General features: G+C 43.9%; 25 protein-coding genes and 1 pseudogene. 17 read left to right on the top strand and 9 right to left on the bottom strand.

Annotated elements, in window-relative coordinates; translation table 11 throughout:
- Positions 1 to 766 precede the first annotated feature (766 nt).
- The 3 genes from F6J94_RS02420 (at position 767) to F6J94_RS02410 (ending at position 3,190) form a co-directional block, all read left to right on the top strand.
- The gene (locus F6J94_RS02420) at positions 767 to 1,312 is read left to right on the top strand and encodes a hypothetical protein (protein ID WP_293036533.1); all 546 of its coding nucleotides are present in this window, start codon (positions 767 to 769) and stop codon (positions 1,310 to 1,312) included.
- Complete coding sequence (locus F6J94_RS02415; protein WP_293023267.1) at positions 1,297 to 2,079, top strand: ABC transporter ATP-binding protein; 783 nt, start codon at positions 1,297 to 1,299, stop codon at positions 2,077 to 2,079. The genes F6J94_RS02420 and F6J94_RS02415 overlap by 16 nt, the downstream gene beginning before the upstream one ends.
- A 574-nt stretch (positions 2,080 to 2,653) precedes the next feature.
- Positions 2,654 to 3,190: an NADPH-dependent FMN reductase gene (locus F6J94_RS02410; RefSeq protein WP_293036531.1), complete on the top strand. Its 537-nt coding sequence runs from the start codon at positions 2,654 to 2,656 to the stop codon at positions 3,188 to 3,190.
- 980 nt (positions 3,191 to 4,170) lie between these two features.
- On the opposite strand, the gene F6J94_RS02405 is transcribed toward F6J94_RS02410, so the two are convergent.
- Positions 4,171 to 4,872, bottom strand: a complete 702-nt coding sequence (locus tag F6J94_RS02405; protein WP_293023271.1) for a Crp/Fnr family transcriptional regulator — start codon at positions 4,870 to 4,872, stop codon at positions 4,171 to 4,173.
- 73 nt (positions 4,873 to 4,945) lie between these two features.
- Here F6J94_RS02405 and F6J94_RS02400 point away from each other — a divergent pair, with 73 nt between their 5' ends.
- Both F6J94_RS02400 and F6J94_RS02395 read left to right on the top strand, forming a co-directional pair.
- Positions 4,946 to 5,887: a DALR anticodon-binding domain-containing protein gene (locus F6J94_RS02400; RefSeq protein ID WP_293036529.1), complete on the top strand. Its 942-nt coding sequence runs from the start codon at positions 4,946 to 4,948 to the stop codon at positions 5,885 to 5,887.
- A 263-nt stretch (positions 5,888 to 6,150) separates the two neighbouring features.
- On the top strand, positions 6,151 to 6,270 hold the full coding sequence (locus F6J94_RS02395; protein ID WP_293036527.1) for a hypothetical protein: 120 nt from the start codon (positions 6,151 to 6,153) through the stop codon (positions 6,268 to 6,270).
- Between the two features lie 90 nt (positions 6,271 to 6,360).
- Here F6J94_RS02395 and F6J94_RS02390 read toward each other — a convergent pair whose 3' ends face one another.
- Positions 6,361 to 6,546, bottom strand: coding sequence for a hypothetical protein (locus F6J94_RS02390; RefSeq protein ID WP_293036525.1), 186 nt, complete (start codon positions 6,544 to 6,546; stop codon positions 6,361 to 6,363).
- 159 nt (positions 6,547 to 6,705) lie between these two features.
- Complete coding sequence (locus tag F6J94_RS02385) at positions 6,706 to 7,212, bottom strand: DUF3172 domain-containing protein (protein WP_008187233.1); 507 nt, start codon at positions 7,210 to 7,212, stop codon at positions 6,706 to 6,708.
- A gap of 85 nt (positions 7,213 to 7,297) precedes the next feature.
- Here F6J94_RS02385 and F6J94_RS02380 point away from each other — a divergent pair, with 85 nt between their 5' ends.
- On the top strand, positions 7,298 to 7,420 hold the full coding sequence (locus tag F6J94_RS02380; RefSeq protein ID WP_293036523.1) for a hypothetical protein: 123 nt from the start codon (positions 7,298 to 7,300) through the stop codon (positions 7,418 to 7,420).
- 12 nt (positions 7,421 to 7,432) lie between these two features.
- On the opposite strand, the gene F6J94_RS02375 is transcribed toward F6J94_RS02380, so the two are convergent.
- Both F6J94_RS02375 and F6J94_RS02370 read right to left on the bottom strand, forming a co-directional pair.
- Positions 7,433 to 8,491, bottom strand: a complete 1,059-nt coding sequence (locus F6J94_RS02375) for a DUF1611 domain-containing protein (RefSeq protein WP_293036521.1) — start codon at positions 8,489 to 8,491, stop codon at positions 7,433 to 7,435.
- Entirely contained in the window at positions 8,475 to 9,590 is a 1,116-nt protein-coding gene (locus tag F6J94_RS02370; RefSeq protein WP_293036519.1) for a dipeptide epimerase, read from the bottom strand. Before F6J94_RS02370 ends, F6J94_RS02375 begins: the two co-directional genes overlap by 17 nt.
- Before the next feature lie 520 nt (positions 9,591 to 10,110).
- On the opposite strand from F6J94_RS02370, the gene F6J94_RS02365 reads away from it, so the two are divergent.
- Together F6J94_RS02365 and F6J94_RS02360 are read left to right on the top strand one after the other, a co-directional pair.
- Positions 10,111 to 10,659 carry an NUDIX hydrolase gene (locus F6J94_RS02365; protein WP_293036517.1) on the top strand — a complete coding sequence of 183 codons (549 nt, stop codon included), beginning with the start codon at positions 10,111 to 10,113 and terminating at the stop codon, positions 10,657 to 10,659.
- Between the two features lie 178 nt (positions 10,660 to 10,837).
- Complete coding sequence (locus F6J94_RS02360; RefSeq protein WP_293022517.1) at positions 10,838 to 11,206, top strand: putative quinol monooxygenase; 369 nt, start codon at positions 10,838 to 10,840, stop codon at positions 11,204 to 11,206.
- Here F6J94_RS02360 and F6J94_RS02355 read toward each other — a convergent pair.
- Positions 11,159 to 11,341, bottom strand: a complete 183-nt coding sequence (locus tag F6J94_RS02355) for a hypothetical protein (protein WP_293022520.1) — start codon at positions 11,339 to 11,341, stop codon at positions 11,159 to 11,161. The genes F6J94_RS02360 and F6J94_RS02355 overlap by 48 nt on opposite strands.
- A 64-nt stretch (positions 11,342 to 11,405) precedes the next feature.
- On the bottom strand, positions 11,406 to 11,606 hold the full coding sequence (locus F6J94_RS02350; RefSeq protein WP_293022523.1) for a hypothetical protein: 201 nt from the start codon (positions 11,604 to 11,606) through the stop codon (positions 11,406 to 11,408).
- A gap of 483 nt (positions 11,607 to 12,089) precedes the next feature.
- On the opposite strand from F6J94_RS02350, the gene F6J94_RS02345 reads away from it, so the two are divergent.
- The 8 genes and pseudogenes from F6J94_RS02345 (at position 12,090) to F6J94_RS02310 (ending at position 20,662) form a co-directional block, all read left to right on the top strand.
- Complete coding sequence (locus F6J94_RS02345) at positions 12,090 to 12,401, top strand: CU044_2847 family protein (RefSeq protein WP_293036515.1); 312 nt, start codon at positions 12,090 to 12,092, stop codon at positions 12,399 to 12,401.
- Between the two features lie 125 nt (positions 12,402 to 12,526).
- Positions 12,527 to 13,888 (top strand): annotated as a pseudogene (locus tag F6J94_RS02340) (trypsin-like peptidase domain-containing protein).
- Entirely contained in the window at positions 13,876 to 14,805 is a 930-nt protein-coding gene (locus F6J94_RS02335; RefSeq protein WP_364305962.1) for a MoxR family ATPase, read from the top strand. Before F6J94_RS02340 ends, F6J94_RS02335 begins: the two are co-directional and overlap by 13 nt.
- Positions 14,802 to 16,160 (top strand): hypothetical protein, encoded by a 1,359-nt coding sequence (locus F6J94_RS02330; protein WP_293036513.1) that lies wholly within the window; start codon positions 14,802 to 14,804, stop codon positions 16,158 to 16,160. Before F6J94_RS02335 ends, F6J94_RS02330 begins: the two co-directional genes overlap by 4 nt.
- A gap of 282 nt (positions 16,161 to 16,442) precedes the next feature.
- Positions 16,443 to 17,855 carry a M15 family metallopeptidase gene (locus F6J94_RS02325; protein ID WP_293036511.1) on the top strand — a complete coding sequence of 471 codons (1,413 nt, stop codon included), beginning with the start codon at positions 16,443 to 16,445 and terminating at the stop codon, positions 17,853 to 17,855.
- 131 nt (positions 17,856 to 17,986) lie between these two features.
- Positions 17,987 to 18,733: a thioredoxin domain-containing protein gene (locus tag F6J94_RS02320; RefSeq protein WP_293036509.1), complete on the top strand. Its 747-nt coding sequence runs from the start codon at positions 17,987 to 17,989 to the stop codon at positions 18,731 to 18,733.
- A 238-nt stretch (positions 18,734 to 18,971) separates the two neighbouring features.
- Positions 18,972 to 19,727 (top strand): hypothetical protein, encoded by a 756-nt coding sequence (locus F6J94_RS02315; RefSeq protein WP_293036507.1) that lies wholly within the window; start codon positions 18,972 to 18,974, stop codon positions 19,725 to 19,727.
- Between the two features lie 77 nt (positions 19,728 to 19,804).
- Positions 19,805 to 20,662: an ion channel gene (locus tag F6J94_RS02310; protein ID WP_293036504.1), complete on the top strand. Its 858-nt coding sequence runs from the start codon at positions 19,805 to 19,807 to the stop codon at positions 20,660 to 20,662.
- Positions 20,663 to 20,688: 26 nt separating this feature from the next.
- Here the strand turns inward: F6J94_RS02310 and dnaG are convergent, their stop codons facing one another.
- The gene (dnaG, locus tag F6J94_RS02305; protein ID WP_293036502.1) at positions 20,689 to 22,647 is read right to left on the bottom strand and encodes a DNA primase; all 1,959 of its coding nucleotides are present in this window, start codon (positions 22,645 to 22,647) and stop codon (positions 20,689 to 20,691) included.
- A gap of 168 nt (positions 22,648 to 22,815) precedes the next feature.
- Positions 22,816 to 23,418, bottom strand: a complete 603-nt coding sequence (locus F6J94_RS02300; protein WP_293029056.1) for a Uma2 family endonuclease — start codon at positions 23,416 to 23,418, stop codon at positions 22,816 to 22,818.
- Between the two features lie 225 nt (positions 23,419 to 23,643).
- On the opposite strand from F6J94_RS02300, the gene F6J94_RS02295 reads away from it, so the two are divergent.
- Positions 23,644 to 24,630: a hypothetical protein gene (locus F6J94_RS02295; RefSeq protein WP_293036500.1), complete on the top strand. Its 987-nt coding sequence runs from the start codon at positions 23,644 to 23,646 to the stop codon at positions 24,628 to 24,630.
- Positions 24,631 to 24,942: the final 312 nt, after the last annotated feature.

The raw sequence follows: 24,942 nt of genomic DNA, 5'->3' as shown, positions 1-24,942 counted from the left end.
AATAAGGGTAAACTTTAACATTTACAGCTAGTTATAATACTGAAGATTACCCCTGTAACCCAAGATAATATTCCGTAAATTCACTGATTATAGATTGGCTTTTTTATGCATATAAATACTAATAAGCAATATCCCTGAAGCCATAGACAATCCTATCGGTGATTAGCCGTAATCAGATAGTTATTATGGAATCAACAGCTAGATTTTCGGTGCATAGATTGTTAGGACGAATTAATGTGAAGTAACCGAAATTGAGTGAGTGTGATCTATGTACGTGTTATTACTGATGACCGGAGCGGTAAGAGTTAATTTAACTGCTTATTCAAGAGGTTTGAATGATTCAGATATTCTTAAAAAAGCGCTTGTCAGGGTCAGATTGTTTAAAGAACCAGCTAGGGTGGCTCTCAAATAAAAATCAGGTAAAGCTCCCGCAGTATTCCAGAGAAATATTTAAGTAAATTCACGGCAAGCTTTTTGAACTTTTGCTGATTCTTAAAGATTGTTTAAGTGGTTGTCGCGACGTCTTTATTGTCAATAAATATCACAATTTAGAAGAAACAAAAATTGGCTTCCAAGTGTTAAGAGTTTAACACGGAAGCTTTAACTCTTTGTTGCCAAGATAGGACTTACCCTATCAGGGGGTTTCCCCCCCCCATCAAGAAGTTCACTATACCACTTATTCTCTACTAATAGTGTGAATACATTGTGAATGCAGAAAATATACAAGAATTCCTAGGAAGTCATTTATGCACAGAAGGAGATCATAATGACGATTATTGAAGAATTAGCCAAGGGCTATATGACAGCTCCAGCCTATGAAGCTCCTCTATCGTTACTTAGAGAGTTTCGTCAATTTGTGATTGACTTAGCAAAGGTAGAATTGCAAGGCGTCAATTTTGAGTATGTTGACTACCAACCCTACTTTCGAGGACCAGATCTATGTCTGAATGACATCAAAGCTGACTTTGAACAAGGAAATGTTAAAATCAGCGCCCAATATAATGAATCAGATCTACTAGGTAAGGACGTCAACTTAATTTACCGATGTATTCATGAAAGGCATCACGTTAAACTAGATGTGGACTTTGGCTGGGAAGGCGAGTGCGCCATTGCTGCTCACATTATGTCCTTTACAGACAACCTGTTTTTTAAGCAACTTCTCTTTAGTGAGGGGTTAGGGCAAGTGGCTGTGCGCCTGCATACAGGAGAATTTCCTGATGACCAAAAAGTCGTTCTCTTTGATGAAGAGGTTATACATTGTATGGAGAAGACAATGAAAAATGTCAGAAATATCCGATGCCAGAACCATTGATCGAACTGAAGGGAGTGAGCAAATCGTTTGGAAGCAATGTCATTTTGAATCAGTTGGATCTGAAAATTTATCAGGGTGATGCCCTAGTCATTATTGGTCCTTCTGGAACCGGCAAATCAACAATTCTTCGGATTATTGCTGGCTTACTACCTGCTGATGTCGGTGAAGTTTATGTTAAAGGGCAACGGCGCTCCGGTTTAATAGAAGATGCTCAAGACCGCATTGGCATTGGTATGGTATTTCAGCAGGCAGCTTTGTTTGACTCGCTGACGGTGGAAGAGAATGTGGGTTTCTTGCTTTACCAGCACTCTAAACTACCACATCATCGAATTAGGAAATTGGTTAATCAAAGTCTGGAGATGGTAGGGTTATCTGGTGTTGGAGACCGCTACCCAGCTGAGTTATCAGGAGGTATGCGCAAACGAGTCAGTTTTGCCCGTGCTATAATTTCTAATCCTGATAATCCCAGGGACAACCCAGAGGTGTTACTCTACGACGAACCAACCGCTGGACTTGACCCGATCGCCTCAACAGTGATTGAAGATTTAGTGCGCCAGATACAACGGGAAGAAAACGCTTGTAGTACTTACCTAATGGTTACCCATCAGGAGAGTACAATTCGCCGCACCGCTGACCGGGTTGTTTTCCTCTACAAAGGCAAAGTACAGTGGTCCGGCAGCGTTGGGGAGATAGATACCACAGATAATCCTCTAGTGCAGCAATTCTTTAGTGCCAGTACCACTGGTCCAATTCAAGTAGTAGGTTGACTCTAGGTCAGGAGACTGTATTGATTAATTTGGTTAGGTTCATTGGCTCTAGGTTGAATGGCTCTAGGCTAAGCGGCTCTAATTACTAGTCAATCACCAGGACCTGTGTTAGCCATTCGGGCTGATCTCGATGCCCTGCAGATTCAAGCAACAAAATGATCAGGTGCGACCCGTGGCGAATTTAATTCTTAATGGTAAGAGCGCACCTATGCCTTATCAGTCACAGCATGATGGTCGAATGTATCCTTGCGGTCATGATCGACATACTCCGATCTGCCACAACAGGAGTTTGACAAAGTTGCTGCCAACTTGCTAGACTAAACGTAGTCATAACGACTACGCATAATAGCCGCTTTCCTTAGATAATTGGTAGCTTTCACGACAAAAAATCACAACTTGAGGTGCGACCCGTGGCGAATTTAATTCTTAATGGTAAGAGCGCACCTAACCTACTGAAACACTAAGCACTCAGCTTGGTTGACGGTTGACAGTCAACCAGACTCAGCACTCAGCACTCAGAAATCAGTACTCAGCAATCAGCAATCAGCACTATAGTTAAACAGAGGTTAGTGAGATGGTGAACATTGTTGGAATTAGTGGTAGTTTACGTCCTGAATCCTATAGCTATCAGGCTCTAGAGCATGCCATAGACCGAGTGAAAGCTCATGGTATATCCACTGAAATCCTTGACTTGCGTCAGATGCAATTACCATTTTGCACTGGTGATAGTGACTATGCAGACTATCCAGATGTCACCCGATTACAGGAAACCGTGAAGCAAGCTGATGGCTTAATTCTGGCAACACCGGAATATCACGGTAGTGTCAGTGGTGTACTTAAAAATGCCCTAGATTTGATGAGTTTTGAACATCTCGAAGGCAAAGTTACCGGTTTGATTAGTGTATTGGGGGGTCAGTCTAATAGTAACGCTCTCAATGACCTACGGATAATTATGCGCTGGCTACATAGTTGGGTCATTCCAGAGCAAATTGCCATTGGTCAGGCTTGGAAAGCCTTTGGTGAAGATGGCAAGCTTTTGGATAAAAAACTCTCCGAGCGCTTCGATAAATTTGCTGAAAGTTTGGTAGCAAATACTCAGAAGTTAAGGTAAGCTCAAATCCGCTTAGGGACTTGGGTTTGACACTCCCCGTCCTGGAAGAACGGGGATTCTCACTTGGCCTATGGCCACGCTACGCGAACAACGAGCTGTCTTGCCTAACCTTGCCGGAGCAAGGATTGGTAGAGGACAATTCTCCATGAGCGTGTTTGGTCTATGACCTAGGTTTCGGTGTGCCCCACCGTACCTAAACTATTAAGGATTTAGATAGACGATGATTTTAAATATTTTTTTTAATCTTAGATTTTTATAGACGACCAAATCTTTAGATTGGACCCGTGCAACATGCTTATCTCTTAGCTTGTTTTTTACATTGTCTACTTATTCTAAGATAGTGTCTATTTTATCCCTATTGTTTTTAGTTATCTGTTTAGATTGTTATACTAACACGCTCTGTGAAAACTGTCAAGTCAGAGATTAAAATAAAAGCCGTCTGCCGAAGGACGGGGCTTTAAACCCATTTTTTTTAAAAAAAATACCAATTAAAGTAGGGTGGCCAAAGTATAGCAATTCTCATTTTGAGGCGCGCACTACCATGGGAATTTAATTCTTAAGGTGCGACCCGTGGCGAATTTAAGAATTAGATGCGGAAAGCGCACAAAGAGCAGAAAGCGCACCTATTCGGTTTTAGGGAGCAGACGACTAAGGTCGTGGGCCACGCTTTCGGGCAAAGCCTAACGCTGTGCAAACGCGAACGGAGCAGCGAGTAGCGCTGGATCGCTTCGTCCCTTGAATTTGGAAATTTGGAAATACCATTACACCCATTGCTATATAAAAAACTGGCTGTGTTGTGAAGGGTGTTACCCCTCACAGCACAGCCAAGCTGATCATCAATTACGGCACAGGATGGCTGATTTGTGCGATCTGTTAGGTATGTCTTTATTAAAAAGCAATTTACCATGGCTGTGTTGCCAGTTTGGCAGTAAATTAGATTTCCACTGCACTTACTCGAACACAAGTATCTATAAGTGTACCTAATTAGGAGTTATCTTAGGTACTGAGTCACCTGATAAGCAAATTAAATTATCCTTCTGAGTGTTGATGATTCCCCGTTGGCGAAGCTTTCCGATCAAGCGAGTGACAGTCACGCGGGTGGAGCCAATGGCACTACCGATTTGTGCATGAGTTAAGGGAAATGGTAAGCAGTAACCTTCCTGACACGGTTCCCCGAACTCTTCAACCAATAGTATGAGAAATCCCAAGAGCCGATCAATGGTTCGTCGCTGTCCTAAGGTACTCAGCCACAGTAGTTTGCGTTGATGCTGAAGCCTAAATGCATCTAAGATCTCCCGTCGGAAGTGTGGCCAGTTGTCTAAGTCATCCCAGTACATCCATACCACAGCAGTTTGCTCAACGTGGGAGTAAGCCTGAAGTGTGAAGGGTGAAAGGGCAACAATTTCAAAAGGCTGACCCGCACCAATGAATCCTAAAAATGCTTCTTCCATATTCTGATGGGAGCATTGAGATCCAGAAAAATTGGGGCTAGCACTGACTTGAGAAGTACCCACCAAACGGATTGCCCCCCGCTCTACCAAATACAACAACCCAGGACGGGTAGGAATCCGCTCATCTTTGCTAAACGTCCTATAACGGTAGTGTTCCTGTCCCCAATCTAAGATCCTTTGCCAAGTTACAAAGGGTCGGGATGCCTCTAATGGGTCGGATGGTGAATACATAAGCTCCGAGCCTGATGGATACACAAGTTTATCTAGATCTTACATGGACTCCAAAGTAACAAAAAATACCTTGATGAGTAGCTCATGGCGCGTAAATTTGTCAGGTAATTCTGCTGCCCTGAGTACCCGATTACAACAACAGATATCGAGAGCAATGGTATATTCTGGTATTCCCCAGTTGATATTGGAAACGATTCCTTTAGAACGCTGCTCAGATAATACTGGTGTAGCATATCGCTCAGCGATCGCTCTCAAGCTTTCTCGCGCCATGCAGCAAAGTCCTCTAGCCATTGCTGATCAGTTAACTGTATCTTTGCCAACCATAACTCAAGATGGTGGGAAACAAAACTTGATCGAATTCGAGGTTGAAGTAGCTCCTCCAGGCTGGATTAATTTTTGGCTGACAGATCAGGGGTTAGCAACTTGGTTACAAGATTGGATTCAACCTTCAACAGACACCCCGATTAGCTTTCGGCCTCAACAAGGTCAAAAAAATCTCTTGCCCTACTTAGAACTTAACACTCAGCACTCAGGACTCTTCTGGCAAGATACTTCCAAGATCTTTAGAGTTCAGTATGCCCATGCTCGTTGCTGCTCACTCCTGCACTTGGCTCATCGCCAGGGCCTAATCCAGATTCAGAGTATGGACTTGAAAACCTCTAGGGGACTGATAGTTGTGCCATATCCAATTCCCTGGTTAAAAGACGACCTAGGAACAGGGACAAATCAGCCGCTTATACAGTTGCTCCATCCAGCAGAAAGACTTTTGATTGGTCAACTTATTGACTTGACAGACTACTTGAGTGGAACCGAATCAAAGAATTGGCTAAAGTTGGCAAGTTCTGTGAGTAATGCGTTTGAGCAGTTCTACCGTAGATGTCGCATTTGGGGGGAGGTGAAACACCAGACCCCTAGGCTGGCTCAAGCAAGGTTAGGATTAGTGGGAGTAACTCAAGTAGTTTTGCGATCGCTTCTAGAAGACCAACTGGGTGTCCCTGCACCAGGTGAACTTTGACCGAAAAAAAAATTTTGCCAAAGGGGTTGACAAATCCAGAAAGCTTTCGGTATATTTACGGATGTGTGAGGAGCGAACCAGTCAGGGAACCGAGACGAAACACGGCCAGTCGTCGGTTCCCTTTCTGATTTAATTACCTGATTTAACGAATGGGGAGTTTGAGGGGTCGAAATTCCCCATTCCTCTTAAGGATGGGGATGGATAGACCCCTCAAATTCGTCCGCCTGATTGATTTTCGATATATTGCTTGACTTGATCTAAAGGTGCAACTCACAGGAATTGACCCCTGGTTTTTGGATAAATTGGCGGAGTTGCTGGAAACGTCAAAATTCCTCAAACGTAACCCATTGCAGACCTTGAACAAAGAGCAGTTATGGGTTTAATTCCTGTGACTTTAGGCGAAGTTCGCTCTTGGTCTTCTCCTTATTAAGGATATATGAAATCGAGATAAGGAAACTTTTTGATTTCCTTATCTATAGTGCAGGGAATAGGGAATAGGGAATAGGGAATAGGGAATAGGGAATAGGGAATAGGGAATAGGGAATAGGCAATAGGGAGCAGGGGGTAAGAATTGACGAAAACAGTATTATAAAAATACTAATCCTGGGCTGAAATCTTGCACCAGTACAAAAAAAACTTAATAACGGAAGCGATAACAATCAATTTCAGTACTGAAAGCGATGCAGTCGGTAAAACGGGGTTTCTCCCACTCGCCCTTTGCATCAAGAGAGAGTAAAATCTTAATCACTGTTCCCTGTTCCCCGTTCCCTGTTCCCTACTTTTACAGGTAAATTTTAAACTTGGTGCAAGATCGGAGTTCAAAACTGATCCGTTTCTCGTGGTCCGGTGGCACCGCCTTGGTTGAGGAATAAGTTACCGGTTGCATCGTTTTGATAGATACAGCGGATTTCTGGTGAACCTTCAAGGACACCAGTGAAACCAAAAGTATTCATCCGATTTTTGCATTCCCGGACCTGTTCCGATGAGATCAGCCTCCTCTGTTCCAGAATTGACCAGTTATTCCGACGTAAAACACACCCAGGTCGCATCTTGGGCTGGGTCACATACACATTAAAGGGATTGAGAGTCACGAAAACTTGCATATCCGTCACCATCGCACTGGCACCATACTGAATACAAAGCTCTGGGTTTGGTGCGCTGCGGTCAATCACTTCACGGGAGGCAACGTTTTCTGGGTTGAGAGTGGCACCAGAGCTAAAAGCAATACCAACTCCAAGTCCCAAGACAAAAACCCCACCAAGAATCGCTAAGGTTGTGTAATTAAGTTCAGGTATCCCATTAGAACTGTTGGATTCACGTTTCATTGGATTGAATTAACGTAATTAACGTTTAGAATTTTCTGGGTCAAGATTTCCTGGGAGTAGTTGCTACTTGCCCCCTTATTTCAGTATGCCAGGTACGCCAAGATTAATCCGGAGATGGGGAGCTGGGGAGCTGGGGAGCTGGGAAGATGGGGAGATGGGGAGCTGGGGAGCTGGAGCTGGGGAGATGGGAAACATGTTTGAGGTATAGTAAATTTTTGTCTTAACCCGACTCCCGATCACCAATTGCTGCTTTCAACAATACATCTGCTCCAAATCGCACAGCATCGGTACAAGGTAAGCCAGTCTCTGTTTGTACCTGTTCAATGGCCGACCGGGCAGCTTGATCATCCAAGTGGCCAGTATTAAGTGCGATCGCAATCACCTTTACCTGACCAAATGCCCCACCAGCACTAGCAACGGTCTCGTAAAGCTGAATCACCTTGGGTAATGGGGGAATCGGCACATGGTCATGATTACGAACAGACTGCTGTCCAGCTCGATGCACTAATAGTAATCCCGTGGGCTGAGTTCCTCGAATTAGCGGTAGAGTAGCTGTAGAACCAGGATGCAACAGAGAACCTTGCCCTTCTACGATCAATAACTCGTGGTCATTACCATAGCGCAGTACCATTTGTTCCACAGCACCAGCCGCAAAGTCTACCCGAATCCCATCCAAGGGAATGCCATCCCCAGAAATCATAATTCCAGCTTGACCGGTTGCTAGAAACTTCGATGATATGCCCTGACGTTGGGCGCACAAATATAACTCCAGAGCTGCTGACATTTTGCCCACTACCATATCTGTACCTACTGTCAAGATGCGCTGACAAGGTAGCGATCGCGCTTGAGCACTTGCTATTCCTAATCCCTTCGGTTCCCGACGAATATCCCAAATTACCTGACCGTCTTGCAGTAATTGCTGTAACTCTGGGTCAGATGCCATGGGAGTATGCAAACCATTGATAATCGATAACCCTGCTCCTACCCCTACTTTGACCTCCTGCCTCGAAGGCTCTGGTAATGCTCCCCCAGAGGGCGCAATACCAATGGCTAGGATATCCGGTTGATAAGCCAGGGCAGCAGACACGGAATCTACAATCGGGACATTAACCTTAATTCCAGTTAATTTAGACAAAGACTGTCCAGCGGACTCGTGGTCAATCACTACTACAATCTCAGTTGGGCAATAGCGTAACAGAGTCAGTCCGGTTTTGCCTTTTGAACCAAGAATCCCTTCATGGAGTAGAATCGCCATACGCCGATTAGTGGTTAAATTCACTGCGTTTCACCCCCAGTCCTGGTAAATTATTCGGTATCAAATGCCCATTTTGTAGGGTTGCCCCTGTGAAGGGGTCATCTACTAGGTTTAAGTGACTGTCTAAATCAAGATAATCTGCGAGTGGTGAGAGATGAGAAGCTGCTGTATTCGCCAGAGTACTGTCAGAATAGCAACCAAACATCACCTGCAACCCACAAGCTTTTGCGGTATGCACCATCCGTATTGCCTCAGTTAAACCACCGGATTTCATTAGTTTGATGTTAATACCATGGACACAGTTTGCCAATGGCGGAATATCTTGGCAAGTCTTGCAACTTTCATCCACAAATATTGGTAAAGGGGATTGCTTATACAACTGGGGTAAATCCACCTCTTTTCCAGGAGCGAGGGGTTGTTCCACATGCCTCACCCCCTGATTCGCCAGCCAGTTACACATCTCTACCCCTTCCTCCAAACTCCAACCCCCATTGGCATCTACACTCAACTCGGCTTCTGGTGCCTCATCTCGGATAGCCAGAATCATCTGTTGATCAGCAGCAATCCCCTCAGGTGAACCTAATTTAATTTTCAGTACATGAGCACCAGTAATGGGAATCCATTCCTGCACCCGTTGCCTGGCCTTTTCTGGGTCACTAATGCCTACCGTAGCGGAAATTGGTACAATTCGGCGGCGGTTCAATCCCCACAGCCGCCAGAGGGGCAATCCCACCCGCTTCCCTAGCCAGTCATGTATTGCCAAATCAATGGACGCCCAAGCCGCTGATGGCACCTGTACCTCCTCCAAAACCCGTTCAATTTGTTGGTGTTCCCAAGGACTAAATACCTCCAGCATCGGGATAACCACCTCTAGGGCTTCCAGCAGAATCTCAGTAGTTTGCTTATGGGGGGTGGGGGTTAGGAAACTTTCTGTGCCTGGATCTGACGAGCTATTGCTGAGGCTAGTTGCCTTTCCTAGGGAAAAGGGAGACCCTTCGCCCCACGCTTCAATACCCTCTTGTTCGATCCTGACCCAGACATTGGTGGTTTCAGAAGTGGTGCCACGACTGATGGTTAAAGGGAACTGCTTATGTACCGTGAACGTTTCAACGCCAATACGCATTGTTTATTTAGTATATGGTTATTTAGTTTAAGGTTAAAGGTTAGTTGGTTGAAGGTTAGTTGGTTGTTCGCCTTTGGGGTTCGGTGAAGGGTAGCTTGAAGGTTATTTGGTTAAAGGTTGAAGGTTGTTTAGTTGTTCGCGTAGCGTGGCCAAAGGCCAAGGTTGTTCGCCTTTGGGGTTCGGTGAAGGGTAGCTTGAAGGTTATACTCTACTAGGACGATGGTCAATAATAGGTTTGCCAGATCATACTCGCCTACAAGGTGTAACCTCTAACCTACATACAACCTGTAACCCAATTTGTAACCTACAACCTACAATCTGTAACCTGTAACCTACCACCTGTAACCTTCAACCTCTAACCTGTAACCTTCAACCTCTAACCCAACCTGTAACCTGTAACCTGTAACCTTCAACCTCTAACCTGTAACCTGTAACCTGTAACCTTCAACCTTCAACCTGTAACCTTCAACCTTCACCCTTAATACTGTAACTTATCCTTTTGTAATTATTCAGTAATTTAATGATTTCAATACAGCCATGGAAAACCATGAAATCAAAGTTGGTTTTTGACAATAAATGGTGTCGAGTCAGGCAAGATGAAGTAGAATTACCAAGTGGTGAAATTGTTGATGACTACTTCATCAATGTTAGACCGGATATTGTGCTGATACTGGCAATTACTTGCGATCGCAATGTTGTTTTTGTCCGTCAATATCGCCATGGAGTGGGAGAAATTTTATTGGAACTCCCTGGGGGTGGTTTCAACTCAACAGTAGAAGATAGTCTGAAGGCAGCTGCTAGGGAATTAGAAGAAGAGACTGGTTATGTCTCTGACCATATGTTTTCCCTAGCAACCTTATATGATAATCCGGTCAAAGATACCAATACAATTCATTTAATTATGGCAGAGCAAGCTCAACCATCGGGTATCCAAAATCTAGATATTACGGAAGAGGTGGAAATTGTTTTGGTACCTATAGACGAGGTTTTAAAAAAAATTGAACAAGGAGAAATTTGTGTTTCAGGAACAATTGCTGCTTTGTTTTTAGGCTTGAAGTTTTTATCCTAAATTCTTAGCTAACAGCTGTCAGCTGTCAGCCGTCAGCTGTCAGCCGTCAGCTTAAAATATAGCAATCCGTGTAGGAATTGTGATAATTTTTGATCTGAAGTTCCCTACTCCCTTTGTTCTATAGCGTTTCTCATAGCTATCAAGTACACAGGATTTTTGGCCTCTTGCCTTTTACCTCTTGCCTCTTGCCTCTTGCCTGCTCCCTGCTCCCTACTCCCTATTCCCTACTCCCTACTCCCTTTACTATATGTCTAACTCTACCTTGCATGTTGTTGCCCGTCTTGTAGCTCTGCCAGATAAAGTTGAGGAACTCAAAGCTGTCCTGAGCGCATTGATTGAACCCACAAGAGCAGAAGAAGGTTGTTTGAAGTACGAATTACTTCAAAATCAGACAAAACCAACAGATTTTACCTTTGTGGAAGAGTGGGCAACACCAGAAGCACTAGATGCTCATCTGGTCACTGAGCATCTCCAAGCTGCCATCAAGCAACTTGATGGCTTAGTGGCTGATACACCAGATATCCGCCGCTACACCAAAATCCTCTGATATAGCGCTGCGCCCAGGGAATCGGGAATCGGAACCCACCCCTAACCCCTCCCAGGAGGGGAACGGGAATCGGGAATCGGGAAGAGTAGTTTTACTTTGACCCGGTAGGTGGAACGGGCATCTTGCCCGTTTCATTTCCCGACGCCTACTCCCTATGCCCTTGGGTGCAGCGCTATGGCATCACGAATCACCCAAATCCCTAAGAGTCTTCAGAGTCTTCTTCCATCGGCTTTCCTAAATCAAAAATAATTATAAATTCAGCATCGGGCATCAGTCGTTTCAGAGCCTGCAAGTGGCCTTGGGCATCCGATCGGTTGCGAAACCGAGCCACAATCACTCGTTGCATTTTTGGCAATAGCCGAACTATCACCCACGGATGAAGGCGTTCAGAATAGGACATAATTGATGTATCTCCTTAGATGGGGACCAAGAGCCAGCCGGAGACTCGGGAAAATCTATGGGCTGGCTCTTAATGTGGACGTTTGTCGGCCACATTTTTATACTAACACAAAATAATCTTTTATTATAACATATTTTTTAAACTTTTGTAACAAATTTGTTTGGGAGTCGGGAGTCGGGTATCCCCCGATATCCCCATCTCCCCACAGCCGTTGACCTAGTAAGACTAATAATGCTGGTTGTCAGCCCATTAGACGATATATAGCGTTTCTCGTAGCTATGAGGTACACATTATTTTTTGCCTCTTCCCTCTTCTGTGCTCCGAAGTACCTACTCCCTGCTCCCTAAAAAACCATAAATTTGTACCTAACTGAATTGCAAACCGCTATATATGATAGATAATAACTGAAAGCTGTTCGCGTAGCGTGCGCGTAGCGCTTAAGCTGATAACTTAACTTATATAAACTTAAGGTAGCAAATTGTAATGGCAACTAAACTGATTGAATTAGAAGATGGCACGTTGGTAGAAGTAGAAGTACCAGGGAATCAAGTCGAACCTATCGCTGGTGGTTTTGCTGATAAAGTTAGTGCTACTTTCGATAAGATTAGACCGCTCTTGGTGAAGACATGCAAGCCCATTGCTCAGACTTGTAAAGAGCTGAATAAGGAGATGGATATTGAGAAGGCTGAGGTAGAATTGGGGTTTAGTTTTGAAGGAGAAGGGAATTTATATATTACTAGGTCAGCGGCAAATGCTAACCTGAAAGTGAAACTGGTACTGAAACCCAAAGATTAATTGATTAATTAATAGCAATTCCTATAGGAATTGTGATAATTTTTGATACCGTACTCCCTACTCCCTATTCCCTACTCCCTGTTCCCTATTCCCTGTTCCCTATTCCCTGTTCCCTTTGCTAAAGAATGACCCCAGAAGAACTACAGCAGTCGGTGGTTTTAATTACCAGTTGTGACCCTACAATCACTGGTTTTGGCACTGGTTTTGTGATTCGCCAGGTTAGTGGCACCGCTTTCTTGTTGACTTGTGCTCATGTGGTGAAAGAGGTTGGTGGGCCAGAGAATGTCAAAGCTGATGGCATACCTGGCACGGTGATTGCTTCTGGGGAAGATCATGGATTGGATTTGGCAGTGTTGAGAGTAGATGGACTTTGGAATAAGCCAGAATTACACCGACAAGAAGGATTTGGTGAGAAGGGTAACTCTTTCCTAACTGCTGGCTTTCAATTATTTGCTAAAGACCATTTAATCCGACCACTGCACGGTACCCTAGGGGAGCAAGTGGGATGGTCGAAACAACCAGGGGAAAGAATTCAAGGTTGGGATTTGCACATTGTTGATGACTATGGGCTACAGCGTGGTTATAGTGGTTCGCCGGTGGTGGATGAAGCTAGTGGTGAGCTTTTGGGAGTAGTTAGCCATCGACAAGGGGATAAAACTGGTTTAGCCATATCCATTGGTGCTCTTGATGGAATTTGGCGGGTTTTAGATGGTGATCAGCTTTATAAGGTATTAGTAAAGCTGGGTTACGAGGAGCAGGAACGCTTATTTTTTAGGTTAATCCGAACACAGTCTGTCGCGGCTTTTTTAATTCATGGCTATCCAGACTACGGACAACGTTGGTTATTGAATCGCTTAGTATAAAAACATCTTCCTAATACTATTACTGGCAAAGTTATCAAAGTTAATTTAGCAAGAAAAGCTCGCAGAACTGATATCAAAACCCTTTGGCGTGAACTGGGTAATCAGGTTGGTTTGTGGGGAAAGGGAGCCTCAGTTACTGCTATTACTGAACGAGTTTATCGCTACTGGCAAACCCAGAATGTGCTACTGGTCTTCCATGATGTACATGTGATGCCAGAAGCCTATTTAGATCAACTTATCCGTGAGTTCTGGACACCTTTGGCAACTAACGCTCGCCAGGTTACCCCTAGTGCCAGTCGCTTCAAATTATTGATGTTTTTAGTAGACTACGAAGGCACTGTCGGGAATTTGGATGCTATATTTTCTGATAAAATAGACCGTACTCAACCCCAAATGCCAGTAAAATCTCCCAAGATTAATCAATTTGATGAAGATGAATTGATTGACTGGATGATGCGAGAATCTGAGGAATTACCGATCGAATTTACCCATGAGGTCGATGAAACTGTTAAAGTCGTTCTAGAAAACAGCGATAATGGCATTCCAGAGTATGTACTGGCAGAAATATGCGATCGCTGTGGCGTTGATTGGTATAATGACGTAAAGCAACGGTGGAGACTCTGAACAACCCAAAACCTGAATATACAGGTAATCCAGCACTACAACCGCAGCCTGGAGAACGAGACAGCAAGGGACAATTGTTGTACCCTTATCTACCTAGTCGGGAATTAATTGAAGCAGTTAATTTAGCGATCTACCTGGAACGCCCTTTGTTACTGAAAGGGGAACCGGGATGTGGTAAAACCCGCTTGGCTCATGCTGTGGCTTATGAGCTCAACTTGCCTTTGAGAGTCTGGGGTGTCAAATCTACTACTCGGGCAAAGGATGGTCTTTACATCTATGATACTGTGGCTCGTTTGCGGGATGCTCAGTTAGCCGCAACCGGCATGATTAAACCAGAGGATATCCCCCGTATTAGTAATCCCGAGACCTATGTACGTTGGGGCCCGTTAGGAAATGCATTTCGGAGTGAAACCCTGACGGTGGTGTTAATTGATGAAATTGATAAGGCGGATATTGACTTTCCTAACGACTTATTAATGGAACTTGATCAACGCCAATTTACTGTAGATGAAACCGGTGAAGAAGTAATAGCCAACCAAGCCCCAATTGTTTTTATTACCAGCAATGACGAGAAGGATTTACCCGATGCTTTCTTACGGCGCTGTTTATTTCATTATGTTGAGTTTCCTTATCACCAGTTAATTGACATTCTTAATGCTCATTTTCCGAAATCACCGGAGATGCTAGTGAAGAAGACTGTAAGTCGCTTTCAGGAATTGCGTCGGGAAATGGAAAAGCATAAAGGGAATACTGGTAAAAAAGTTAGTACTAGCGAATTAATTGATTGGTTCAAGGTACTGCGCCGCCATCCCACCGATGAAATTTTGGCACAATTGGATGGAAAACTCCCCTATCCTGGTGTATTGCTGAAAAGCGTCAATGACCATATGCGCTATCTAAACCCAAAAAGGCTATGAAGGTCAATGACTTACCCCTAATGGAGTTGTTTGAAAAACTGCAAGATGCTGGCTTACCCTTGGGAATTGGTGAGTATGAAGCCTTATTGCGGGCATTGCAGGCTGGTTTTGGGATTCCAGACCGGGAAGCGTTGGCACGTTTGTGCTGTACCTTATGGGTGAAGTCGCAAGAAGAAAAGCATATTTTTGATAAGTACTTTGACGAATTTATTAAAGAATTTATTCCAACTAGTATAGCTTTAGATAATTTAGATGATTTAGATGATTTTACCACAGATGAAGGTGATTCACAGGAAAATAACTATTTTCCAAGACTTAGTTATTGGTTGATAGGAGTAGTTATTATTGGAATTGTAATTATTATATCGAATTTAATACCTCTAATAAAACCTCAGCCAGATAAACCAGTAGTAATTCAACCAAAAGAAACAAATCCAGCAACACCCCCAACTAGCCCCAATGTAACAGCTATCAATAATGATGAAAAAAATACGAATGGTAAAAACAATAGTAGTTGGCCAGTTATCCTAACTATAGGTGGAGGATCGTTATTGACTGTCTGGGTATTTTGGCACATTATTAAATCTCGCAATCGTCCCCAAGAAAAGCTGTTTAAGCCAGTAGTAATCATTCAGGAAGTAGATGAAGTACAAATTGCGAAAACAGTAAGGCAGAGTTCTCGTAAGACTAAGCCAGGGTTTAGCGATCGCATTCTGATCACTACAGGATACTGTCCCGTGACCCGTAGGCAAATGAAACAAAGCTGGCGTTACTTGCGGGGTCTGGTCAGGGAAGGAGCTAAGACAGAACTCGACATCGAAGCAACCGTTAACCAGATTGGACGGCAAGGTCTATTGCTAGAGCCTGTCTTTATCTCCCCTAGGGTCAATCGTACGGAGCTATTACTGTTAATCGACCAAGGTGGCTCAATGATACCCTTTCATCGACTATCCCATCGGCTAACAGAAACCGCCTTACAAGCTGGACGGTGGGGTAAAACCACTATCTACTATTTTCACAATTGTCCAGTGGATTACCTCTATCACGACCGTGATCAGCTTGAAGCAGAATTGATTAGCAGGATTCTCTCCCAGCTTGCTGTGCAGTGGACTGTAGTTTTGATGTTTAGCGATGGTGGTGCTGCTCGTGGTGGACTTAACCCTCAGCGCATTGAATTGACCAAAGCCTTTCTAGGACAACTCAAACAGCAAGTGCGTGCCATGGCTTGGCTTAATCCCATGCCTTGCAACCGTTGGACTGGCACCACCGCTGGTGAGATTAGACCCTTGGTACCAATGTTTGAATTCAGTCGCGAAGGTTTACAACATGCAATAAATGTTTTGCGGGTACGATGAGTAAACTGAAGGTATTTTGATTATAGAGCAGTTTTCAATTGGGTTAGCTACAAAGTCTTCGGTTTTAGGGAACAGGGAACAGCGAACAGGGAACAGGGAACAGTATTAAAGAGATTGGAGGATTTTTTGGTATTGTGAAAAATTAGCAAGATTGTTCATGACCTACTTATAAATGCTATAAATAGCGTTTCTCGTACTAATGAGCTATATTCAATTTTATTCTCCCTACTCCCTGTTCCCTGTTCCCTATTCCCTGTTCCCTTTGCTATCTAACATGAAACCATGAAAACTGACACTATCCAGCGACAGATTAAATCCTTTAAAAAACGCTTTGGAGAGGCACATCTTTTACTAGCTTGTCACGCTGCTCTCCCATTAGCGATTACCCCTGACTTGTTGTACTGTATTTGGGCAAACTTTCAGCAAGATGTCAAGGGGAGAGGGATAGATATTCCTTGGGTAGCTGTAACAGATTTACTGTTTTCTGGTATTTGGGAAGAAGTGGGATTAGAAATCTATGAAATGGATGCAACTATCCGGGAGATGCTGCTGAATTATCTCAAAGATAATCACAATTTTGGTGAACAGCGTATTAAAGAGTTATCTGAATTTTTGTTAGTCTATATCCAGCCGCAACTAGAAAGCGATGACCCAGATATTCAGGACTTTGCCCAAGCTCAACGGTGGACAGCCCAGGCTTATCTTCGACCAAAAGCATCAGCCAAAGGATTAGGATTAGCCCTATCACGAGCATATCAGCACGACCGGGATGATCTAATCCGGATTGCTGCTGTGGTAGAAACCTTAGCGGAGCCCCTATCTAAATTTAAAAAGCTGCTGATTTATGGTCGTGGTATGACCAAATTTGCTCGTGGTGATTTGGAGGGAGCAAAAGCTGAATTTGACAAACTTCGAGGCTGGGGTAATCACGCTCATGTTGCTGGAGTTCGTTTACTACTCCCTAAGAATCAAGAATTGACTAGAGAAAAACCAAAATCCTTTAGAGTTGACTGGCTGACATTGGGGATACTTAGTTTAGTTTTACTTGTGAGAGTGAATTGGGTTCTAGTTCAATCCCCTCCACCAGATCCTTCCTCTATAAAAGTTATAAATATCCCTGGCTGCTTAACCTCACCTGTTCGTGGACTTGATCAACAACTTATCAATCAACTAAATGTCGTACGTCCCAAGTCCCTGGTCAGTTTTGCAGATTTGAATGTACAAATAGGAACCGCTACTTGGCCTTATCTTCAACCAGCGGCTAAACAAGCACTTCAAAAAGCTATTGATGAAAGAGGTAAACCATTATTTGTGACAAGTGCCTATCGCACCATTGCTCAGCAACTTGTCCTATATAACCATTACCGTAATCAGCGTTGCGGTATTCGAAGGGCTGCTCCTCCATCTAGAAGTATTTCTCAGAGTGGTCTAGCGCTATATATTTCAGATAATCAGGGCTGGAGACCCTTTCTAGAAAAGCATGGTTGGCAATGGGTTGGACCGTCGGATTCTGCAAATTTCAACTATTTAGGAGGCAATATCATTAACATCCGAGCTGATTCTGTCCTTGCTTTCCAGCAACTCTGGAATCTAAACAATCCAACAGACCGAATTAAACAGGATGGCATTTACAACGCTGAAACTGAACTACGACTGAACAACTCCCCTGTTGATGGCTTCCCGAAGGAAAGCTGATGGTGGTTTACCTTGTTTAAAGGACTTATGTCACTGATATCTGGCCGTTCTTAATTGGACTGTACTTCATAACTCTGAAAAATGCTATAGTAAACAGTTGGTCATTACTAATAAACAGTAAACAGTTTAAAATGAAACAGTTGTCTCGAATTTCCCTAACTATTGTTAGCTTATTCCTGTGTTTGCTCACTTTGAGCAGTTGCAGCAACAACTTTGCTAACCCTGATCAACTAGAAGCGCAAGTATTAACCATTATCCGGAATAATCCAGAGGCTATTTTACAGTCGCTGCAAGCTTACCAGCAGGAAAAACAGCAAGAGCTAGCCCAATCCAGGCAAGCATTTTTGCAGCAAATGAGTACAGAGCCAGCATCGATAATTGGGAATTCCCCTACTACTGGTGTGGCGGAAAATAACATTGTGCTGTTGGAGTTTTCTGACTTTCAATGTCCATTTTGTGCCCAAGCTAACCAAAGCGTAAAGCAGTTTATGGACAAACATTCCGATCAGGTAACCTTAGTATATAAGCATTTGCCTCTGACTCAGATTCATCCTCAAGCACTCCCTGCTGCTAAAGCAGCTTGGGCGGCTTTTCAGCAAGGGAAATTCTGGGAGTATGAAGATGCCCTGTTTGAGCAGCAAAATAACTTGGATGAAGAATTGTATGTGGCGATCGCTCAAGATCTTAATCTAGATCTAGAGCAATTTAATCGCGATCGCATCAGCGCTGAATCCGAAGCTGCTATTAGGGACGATATCACATTAGCCCAGACCTTGGCAGTTAATGGTACTCCTTTCTTTGTGTTTAATACAGAAGTACTCCAGGTTCCTCTCAACCTATCAGAAATGGAGAGTATTTTGGAACAGATCAAATCATGATCTAGTATTTCTATTTGAGTTGTAAACACACGTCTTGCGGCAAAAGGCAAAAGGCAAGAGGCAAAAGTTGGTAGGGTGCGTGATCAGACGGGCTCGCCCTGATTTTATCGGTAACCAGTGTTGGCACAGCCCGTCGGTGTAACGCACCACTCGCTCTTGAATACTTAATATCTAATCCAGAAACTTTTAACATACTTTCTTAGTCAGACAAGCTAATTAATTAAATAGAGGTAAGAAGATGAGAGTTGATCAAAGCAGTGGTTTAAGGCAACGACTTAATGGTATATTCATGATTATATATGCTTTAATACCGATTATCATAGTAGTGGTATTTTTGATTACTTTTTTAACAATTTTATCTGATATCAAGAGTGTGGTCAGTGGCCCTTTAGTGGAAATCAATAACACCCTAGTGGAAGTTAAGGAAAGTACTAATAAGACAAAAGAGGAAATTGCTAATATCCTAGAACCAATCAAAACAGTAAAGGCAGAGGTGCAAGAAGCCTTAGAGATAGTTGAACAGATTCCTACAGGAGTAACTTTGCCTGATCTTGGCATCCCAGATGTTAATCTTCCGGTGAAACCAAATGTCAACTTGGGGGGTGGATTTCCGCCTAAGGTGAATATCGAGATGAAAGAGGTTTCAGTGGATATGCCTACTATTCCTGGGTTTGAAGTACAAGTGGTTGGTTTGCAACAGGTCAAGGCAGTGTTAAAGGATAATTTGGAAATACTTAAGGTTTTGAATACTATTGTCAGCGGTATTCCTAACCTCGATGCCCTTGGAGAAGATTCCCAAAAAATTCTAGCAGGAGTCCAGGAGTTGGTGAACGGAATTCATAAAATCGGGATCAAGGTATTGGGGCTGATGATATTTAGCGCAATCATGGTGATACCCTGGTTAATTAAGTTATGTATAGCTCCCTACGCTACCTGGGCTTACGGTCAGGTCACCACAGGATGGGCATTAGTCCGTGGTCAAGTAACTGAATAAATCCGTAGCGCATAAGCTAATAGCTTACGGTAAAATTTCCAATAAAAATTGCTATTAACCAGTTTAAACTAACTAAGATGCGCATCGCTCAACGGACTAGACCTAGACGACAATTAGATGTAATTATAAAAGGGTCATCCCATAACTATTGGCGTGACCCTTATCATATAATGCTGACCGTTAATTGGCCAATGTTTTTCGGGCTAATTGCGGTTTGTTATTTAGCCATAAACATTGTCTTTGCCCTATTGTACCTAGCGGGAGGAAATTGTATTGAAAATGCCCGTCCAGGTGCTTTCTTCGATGTCTTTTTCTTCAGCGTTCAGACCATGGCATCCATTGGTTATGGTGCGATGTATCCCGTGACTTCCTATGCTAATATCATTGTTACCATAGAAGCTCTAGTGGGTTTGATGGCCCTAGCCATGGCAACGGGACTAATGTTTGCCCGCTTCTCTCGCCCTACTGCCAGAGTCATCTTCAGTCGTAGGGCAGTGATTGCGCCCCATAATGGAGTAACTACCCTCATGTTCCGCGCTGCCAATGAACGGGATAATCGGATTTTGGAAGCTCAGCTCAGGGTAAGTTTGCTACGCAATGAAGTCACCTTAGAAGGGGAATCCATGCGTCGATTCTACGACCTGAAACTGTTGCGTAGCCAAACCCCTAGCTTTGCTCTAACTTGGACAGTTATGCATCCAATTGATGAAAGTAGTCCTTTATATGGGGAAACACCAGAGTCTCTCGCTGAAATGGAAGCCACACTTATTATCACCCTAGTTGGTATTGATGAAACGGTTTCCCAGACTATTCACAGTCGTCACTCCTACACCGCATCAGAAATTTTGTGGGATAGGCGTTTTGTAGATATGTTTGATAGGAAATCAGACGGCAGTAGAATTATTGATTATAGTCACTTTCATGATGTTAAGTAATAGCAATTTCTAGCGTTTGAGAACTGCTACATAGTTAATAGGTCGGAAATACCGACCTGACGTATCTTCTCTAATTCGATCAGCCTGCGATTAGCATCTTGACATTCCTGCCAATAGTATTGCTTACGTTGCAAATCATTACTAAGGTCAATTTTTTGCCATTGCTCTAAACAATAGCGCCGATGTTTTTCCAAAGCTACTATTTCTAGAGAAGCTGCTGCTGCCTGTATTACCATCGGGGCTCGCAAAATATCTTCTGTACAGGTTTCGTCAAGATGAAATAGATGAGCGACTTGAGTCATTTCCCTAGGAAATTGTAAACTCCGGTCTTGTAAACGGGAGATTAGCTGTTCAGGGGTGGTAGTGTAAAATTGTGTGCCTATCCCTTGGAGTTCAATAATTTGTTGCCACAAGAATCGATGGTGAGAGAGACTAAAGAGTAAATCTCGCTGGTCTAGAGTATCAATAATTGTTTGTCGATAGTCAGGACAGTGTAAATAAATCCGTAACAGTAAGGCTTCTGCTCGCTCTAACAGGATGCGCTCTTTACCAACCGGTAGGTTTGATTCTTGATTACCCTGTTGTTTCGGTTTCTTTAACCGAGGTGGTGATTTCTTAAAGGCAGCTCTAAGGGGTTTTTGGAGTTGAGTTTGTAAATTTTCTATGTATAAAGATACTAGTTTCCCTTGTCCTTGACTGAGAATTTGAGCACAGTAGTTAATATAATAAGTGAGCTGGTTGATGTCCTCCAGTTGCTTGAGTAACTTAACCATAGCTTGGGCGACTTGCTGAAATTGATCGGCTTGTTGGAGGTCTTTGCCAATCAGGAGTTGATCAATCTGCCAATCCAGCCACAAGGGAGCATTGAGCAACAGTTGTCGGTATTTTTCCGTAGCGTCAGGAGCAGATTTGAGGAATTCATCAGCATCTTTTCCATCCGGTAAGTTCAGTACCCGTAGCTGCACAAGTCCTTGGTAAGCTAGGTTAGCAATTTCTCCAATGGCTCTTTGGGCAGCATTAGTACCAGCAGCATCCGCATCAAAGTTGAGCACAATTTGCTTGGATTCAGTATAGCGCGATAGTTGCCGGACTTGATCTAAACTAAAAGCGGTACCAAGGGAGGCGACTATATTAGTAATTCCTGCAGCATGGAGTGCGATCGCATCAAAATATCCTTCCACCACTACAGCTTGGTCTTGCTTGGTAATGGAATTACGAGCTTTATCTAGGGCAAAAAGGGTTTTACTTTTATCAAACAGGGGAGTTTCTGGAGAGTTGAGGTATTTCGGTTGCTCATCCCCAAGACTTCTACCACCAAAGCCAATCACTCGACCTTGGGTGTCGTGGATGGGAATCATAATGCGATCGCGAAAGCCATCATAATACCCACCATTGTCCCTAGGCTTAATCAATCCCGCTTGCTCAACTAGCTTCACTGGCTTCCGTTTGTGTTCCACCAGATAGCGGTAAATGGTTTGCCAACTAGCTGGAGCATACCCTAGCTCGAAAGTAATGATAGTTTCCTCACTCAGACCCCTTTTACCGCGCAAGTACTCTAGGGCCTGCTGTCCTTGGGGTTGTCTGAGGGCATGTTGATAGAAAGCTGTGGCTAAGGCCAGAATCTCGTAGAGTTGCTCTTGTAGAGAAAGTTGCCGTTGTAATTGCTCCCGCTGTTCCGGTTGGAGGGTTTGGACTGGCACCTGGTAGCGCTGTGCCAAATCCAGCACCACATCTGAGAAGGAGTGCTTGCCAATCTCCATCAGGAATTTAATCGCATTCCCTCCAGCTTGGCAGCCGAAGCAGTAATACAGTTGTTTAGAGGGACTGACAGTGAAACTGGGAGTTTTTTCCTCATGGAAAGGGCACAGACCGACATGGTCTTTGCCACGCTTACGCAATACCACATGCTCCGAGATGACATCCACAATGTCAGACCGTTCCTTAACTGCTTCAATAGTGTTTGGGTGTAGCCGTGGAATGTTCATTGCTCGATTATTGCTTACAATCAACAGGGTGTTTTTAACAAAACTCGCGGAATTCCCCCGAGTAGCGTGAAGCAGGGGGGATGCATAGGGAAAAGGTTTTGTGATCAAATAATGAAGAATGTAATTCTAAATTCGCGCATTCTAAATTCGCGCATTCTATTAAGACCCTTACCAGATTTTCGAGAGCTTTAGCACAAAACCAGGCAAAACTGCCTCACCGCTAACAGTAGCAGGATTGTCTAACCGTTCGGTTTCCACTCCAGGACGATAAACATAAACCCGTTGATGCTTGCGGTCTATCAGCCAGCCCAGCTTTGCCCCATTATCGATATACTCGGTCATTTTATTTTGCAAGGTTTCTAGCTTGTCACTAGGAGAGCGTAACTCCACCACAAAATCAGGACAGATGGGAGCAAACCTTTCTTGTTTCTGAGTTGGAATGGTATCCCAACGCTCTAGCTTAATCCACGCAGCATCAGGGGAACGTTCTGCACCATTGGGAAGCTTGAAACCAGTAGAGGAATCAAAGCCAATGCCTGTACCGTCGTCATCCGTCCAGTTGGCAAGCTGTTGAATTAGTTTGAAATTTCGGTTTCCTGTTACTCCCCCCGTTGGAGACATAATAATGATTTCCCCTGCCGATGTGCGTTCAATGCTTAATTCCCGGTTAATCTGACAAAATTCAAAAAACTGGTCATCATCCATAGCCAGTGCTGGGGGCATCCTCAGCACAATTGGACTGGTATCAACAGGTGTGGTGGCTACTGTCATGACTAATTACCTGGCTTCGAGCACTGTGCGGAGTTTTTTCTATTCTAAGGGGAGCGCCCAGAGTGCTTCTAAGGTTTAGTGCCATTTCAGTATGACAGCTGTTGGCAAGACTTGACACAAAATGCTGTTTCAGGTCTTGGTCAAAAAGTCAAGATCCATGGGATCTGTTTTTAGCCAGTTGATCGATGAAAGGCTACTAATACTATCCCCAAACAATTAGGATGAATGACCCGACAGCCACACGACCAATTTGCGAAACAGTATTTAACGGAGTTGTTAACACCTCACGGTGAGGTGCAAATCAGCCGCGAAGTAACCAGTGAAGTACGCCAAGTGGATATTTGGTTTCTACCAACACCTTCGGTCTCCACACCACCCCAGGTTTTAGGATTGCTCGGTGAGATGGCATCAACTGCCTGTTTATTGGAACCGTTCCGCAATGCCATCGGGATCATGGCGGTGCGTAATTGTCTGCTGAAGTTGTTTGCCCTCTACGGTGAGCTACAGCGCCAGGCACGACGAGAGAAAAATTCTGTGTCAGAACCTGACTTGCCCTGTTTATGGATTCTGTCTCCTTCTTGTTCAAGCAACCTATTGAATGGTTTTGCCGCCAAACTTGATGATTCAGGGAATTGGGTGGAAGGAGTCTATTTTTTGCCTGAGTTGTTCAAGACAGCCCTGGTGGCCATTAACCAGCTACCGGTTACGGAAGAAACCCTCTGGTTGAGACTTTTGGGACGCAATCGCACTCAGGAGCAAGCCATTAAGGAATTGGTGGCACTGCCGGTGGGACACCCTTTACGGGGCAACATCTTAGAGATTCTGGCCAACTGGCGCATCAAAATAGAAGACAGAGAAGATTTAACTGAAGACGACAGGGAGTTAATTATGAATTTATCACCAGCTTATTTGCGTTGGCGAGAAGAAACCTTAGAACAAGGCCGGGAACAAGGCCGGGAACAAGGCCGGGAACAAGGCCGGGAACAAGGCCGGGAACAAGGCCGGGAACAAGGCCGGGAACAAGGCAATTTAGAGGGACAGCGCCTGATGGTAGAGAATCTACTGGCAGGGCGGTTTGGCCGTGTTGATCTCGAATTATCCCGGACAATTGAGCCTTTGATGCAGTTGCCGATCACAGAGCGTACTCAGGTGCTGCTTAACTTGTCCCGTGAGGAACTGTTGGAGAGGTTTGGAGAGAGTATATCTGATTGATAGGAAGTGTAAGCATTAAGGGGTCAGCGTTCAGCTTCTTGAGGGTTTTCCATAATCACTCATGTACTCGTCCCAGGGCTAAATGCCTATGTTTGTCTGTCTTGATGCAATAGCGAGTGGGGGAAACCCCCAAGACCGCGCTGCATCGCTTGATTTAAAAGCTGACTGTTTAGAAGCTGATCCCTGAATTATTACAGCTAGAGTGTATCTGTATAACCATTTCAAAGTAACTTGTCAACTGCTATCTCTTCCTGATTCAATTAATTTTTTTCAAAGTCTTGCTAGATTTTTATTTATCTAGCAAGACTTTGA

The sequence above is a fragment of the Moorena sp. SIO1F2 genome (assembly GCF_010672755.1).
Lineage (GTDB): Bacteria > Cyanobacteriota > Cyanobacteriia > Cyanobacteriales > Coleofasciculaceae > Moorena.
The sequence above is the reverse complement of the archived record's forward strand: the minus strand, read 5'-3'. Positions and strand labels throughout refer to the sequence as shown.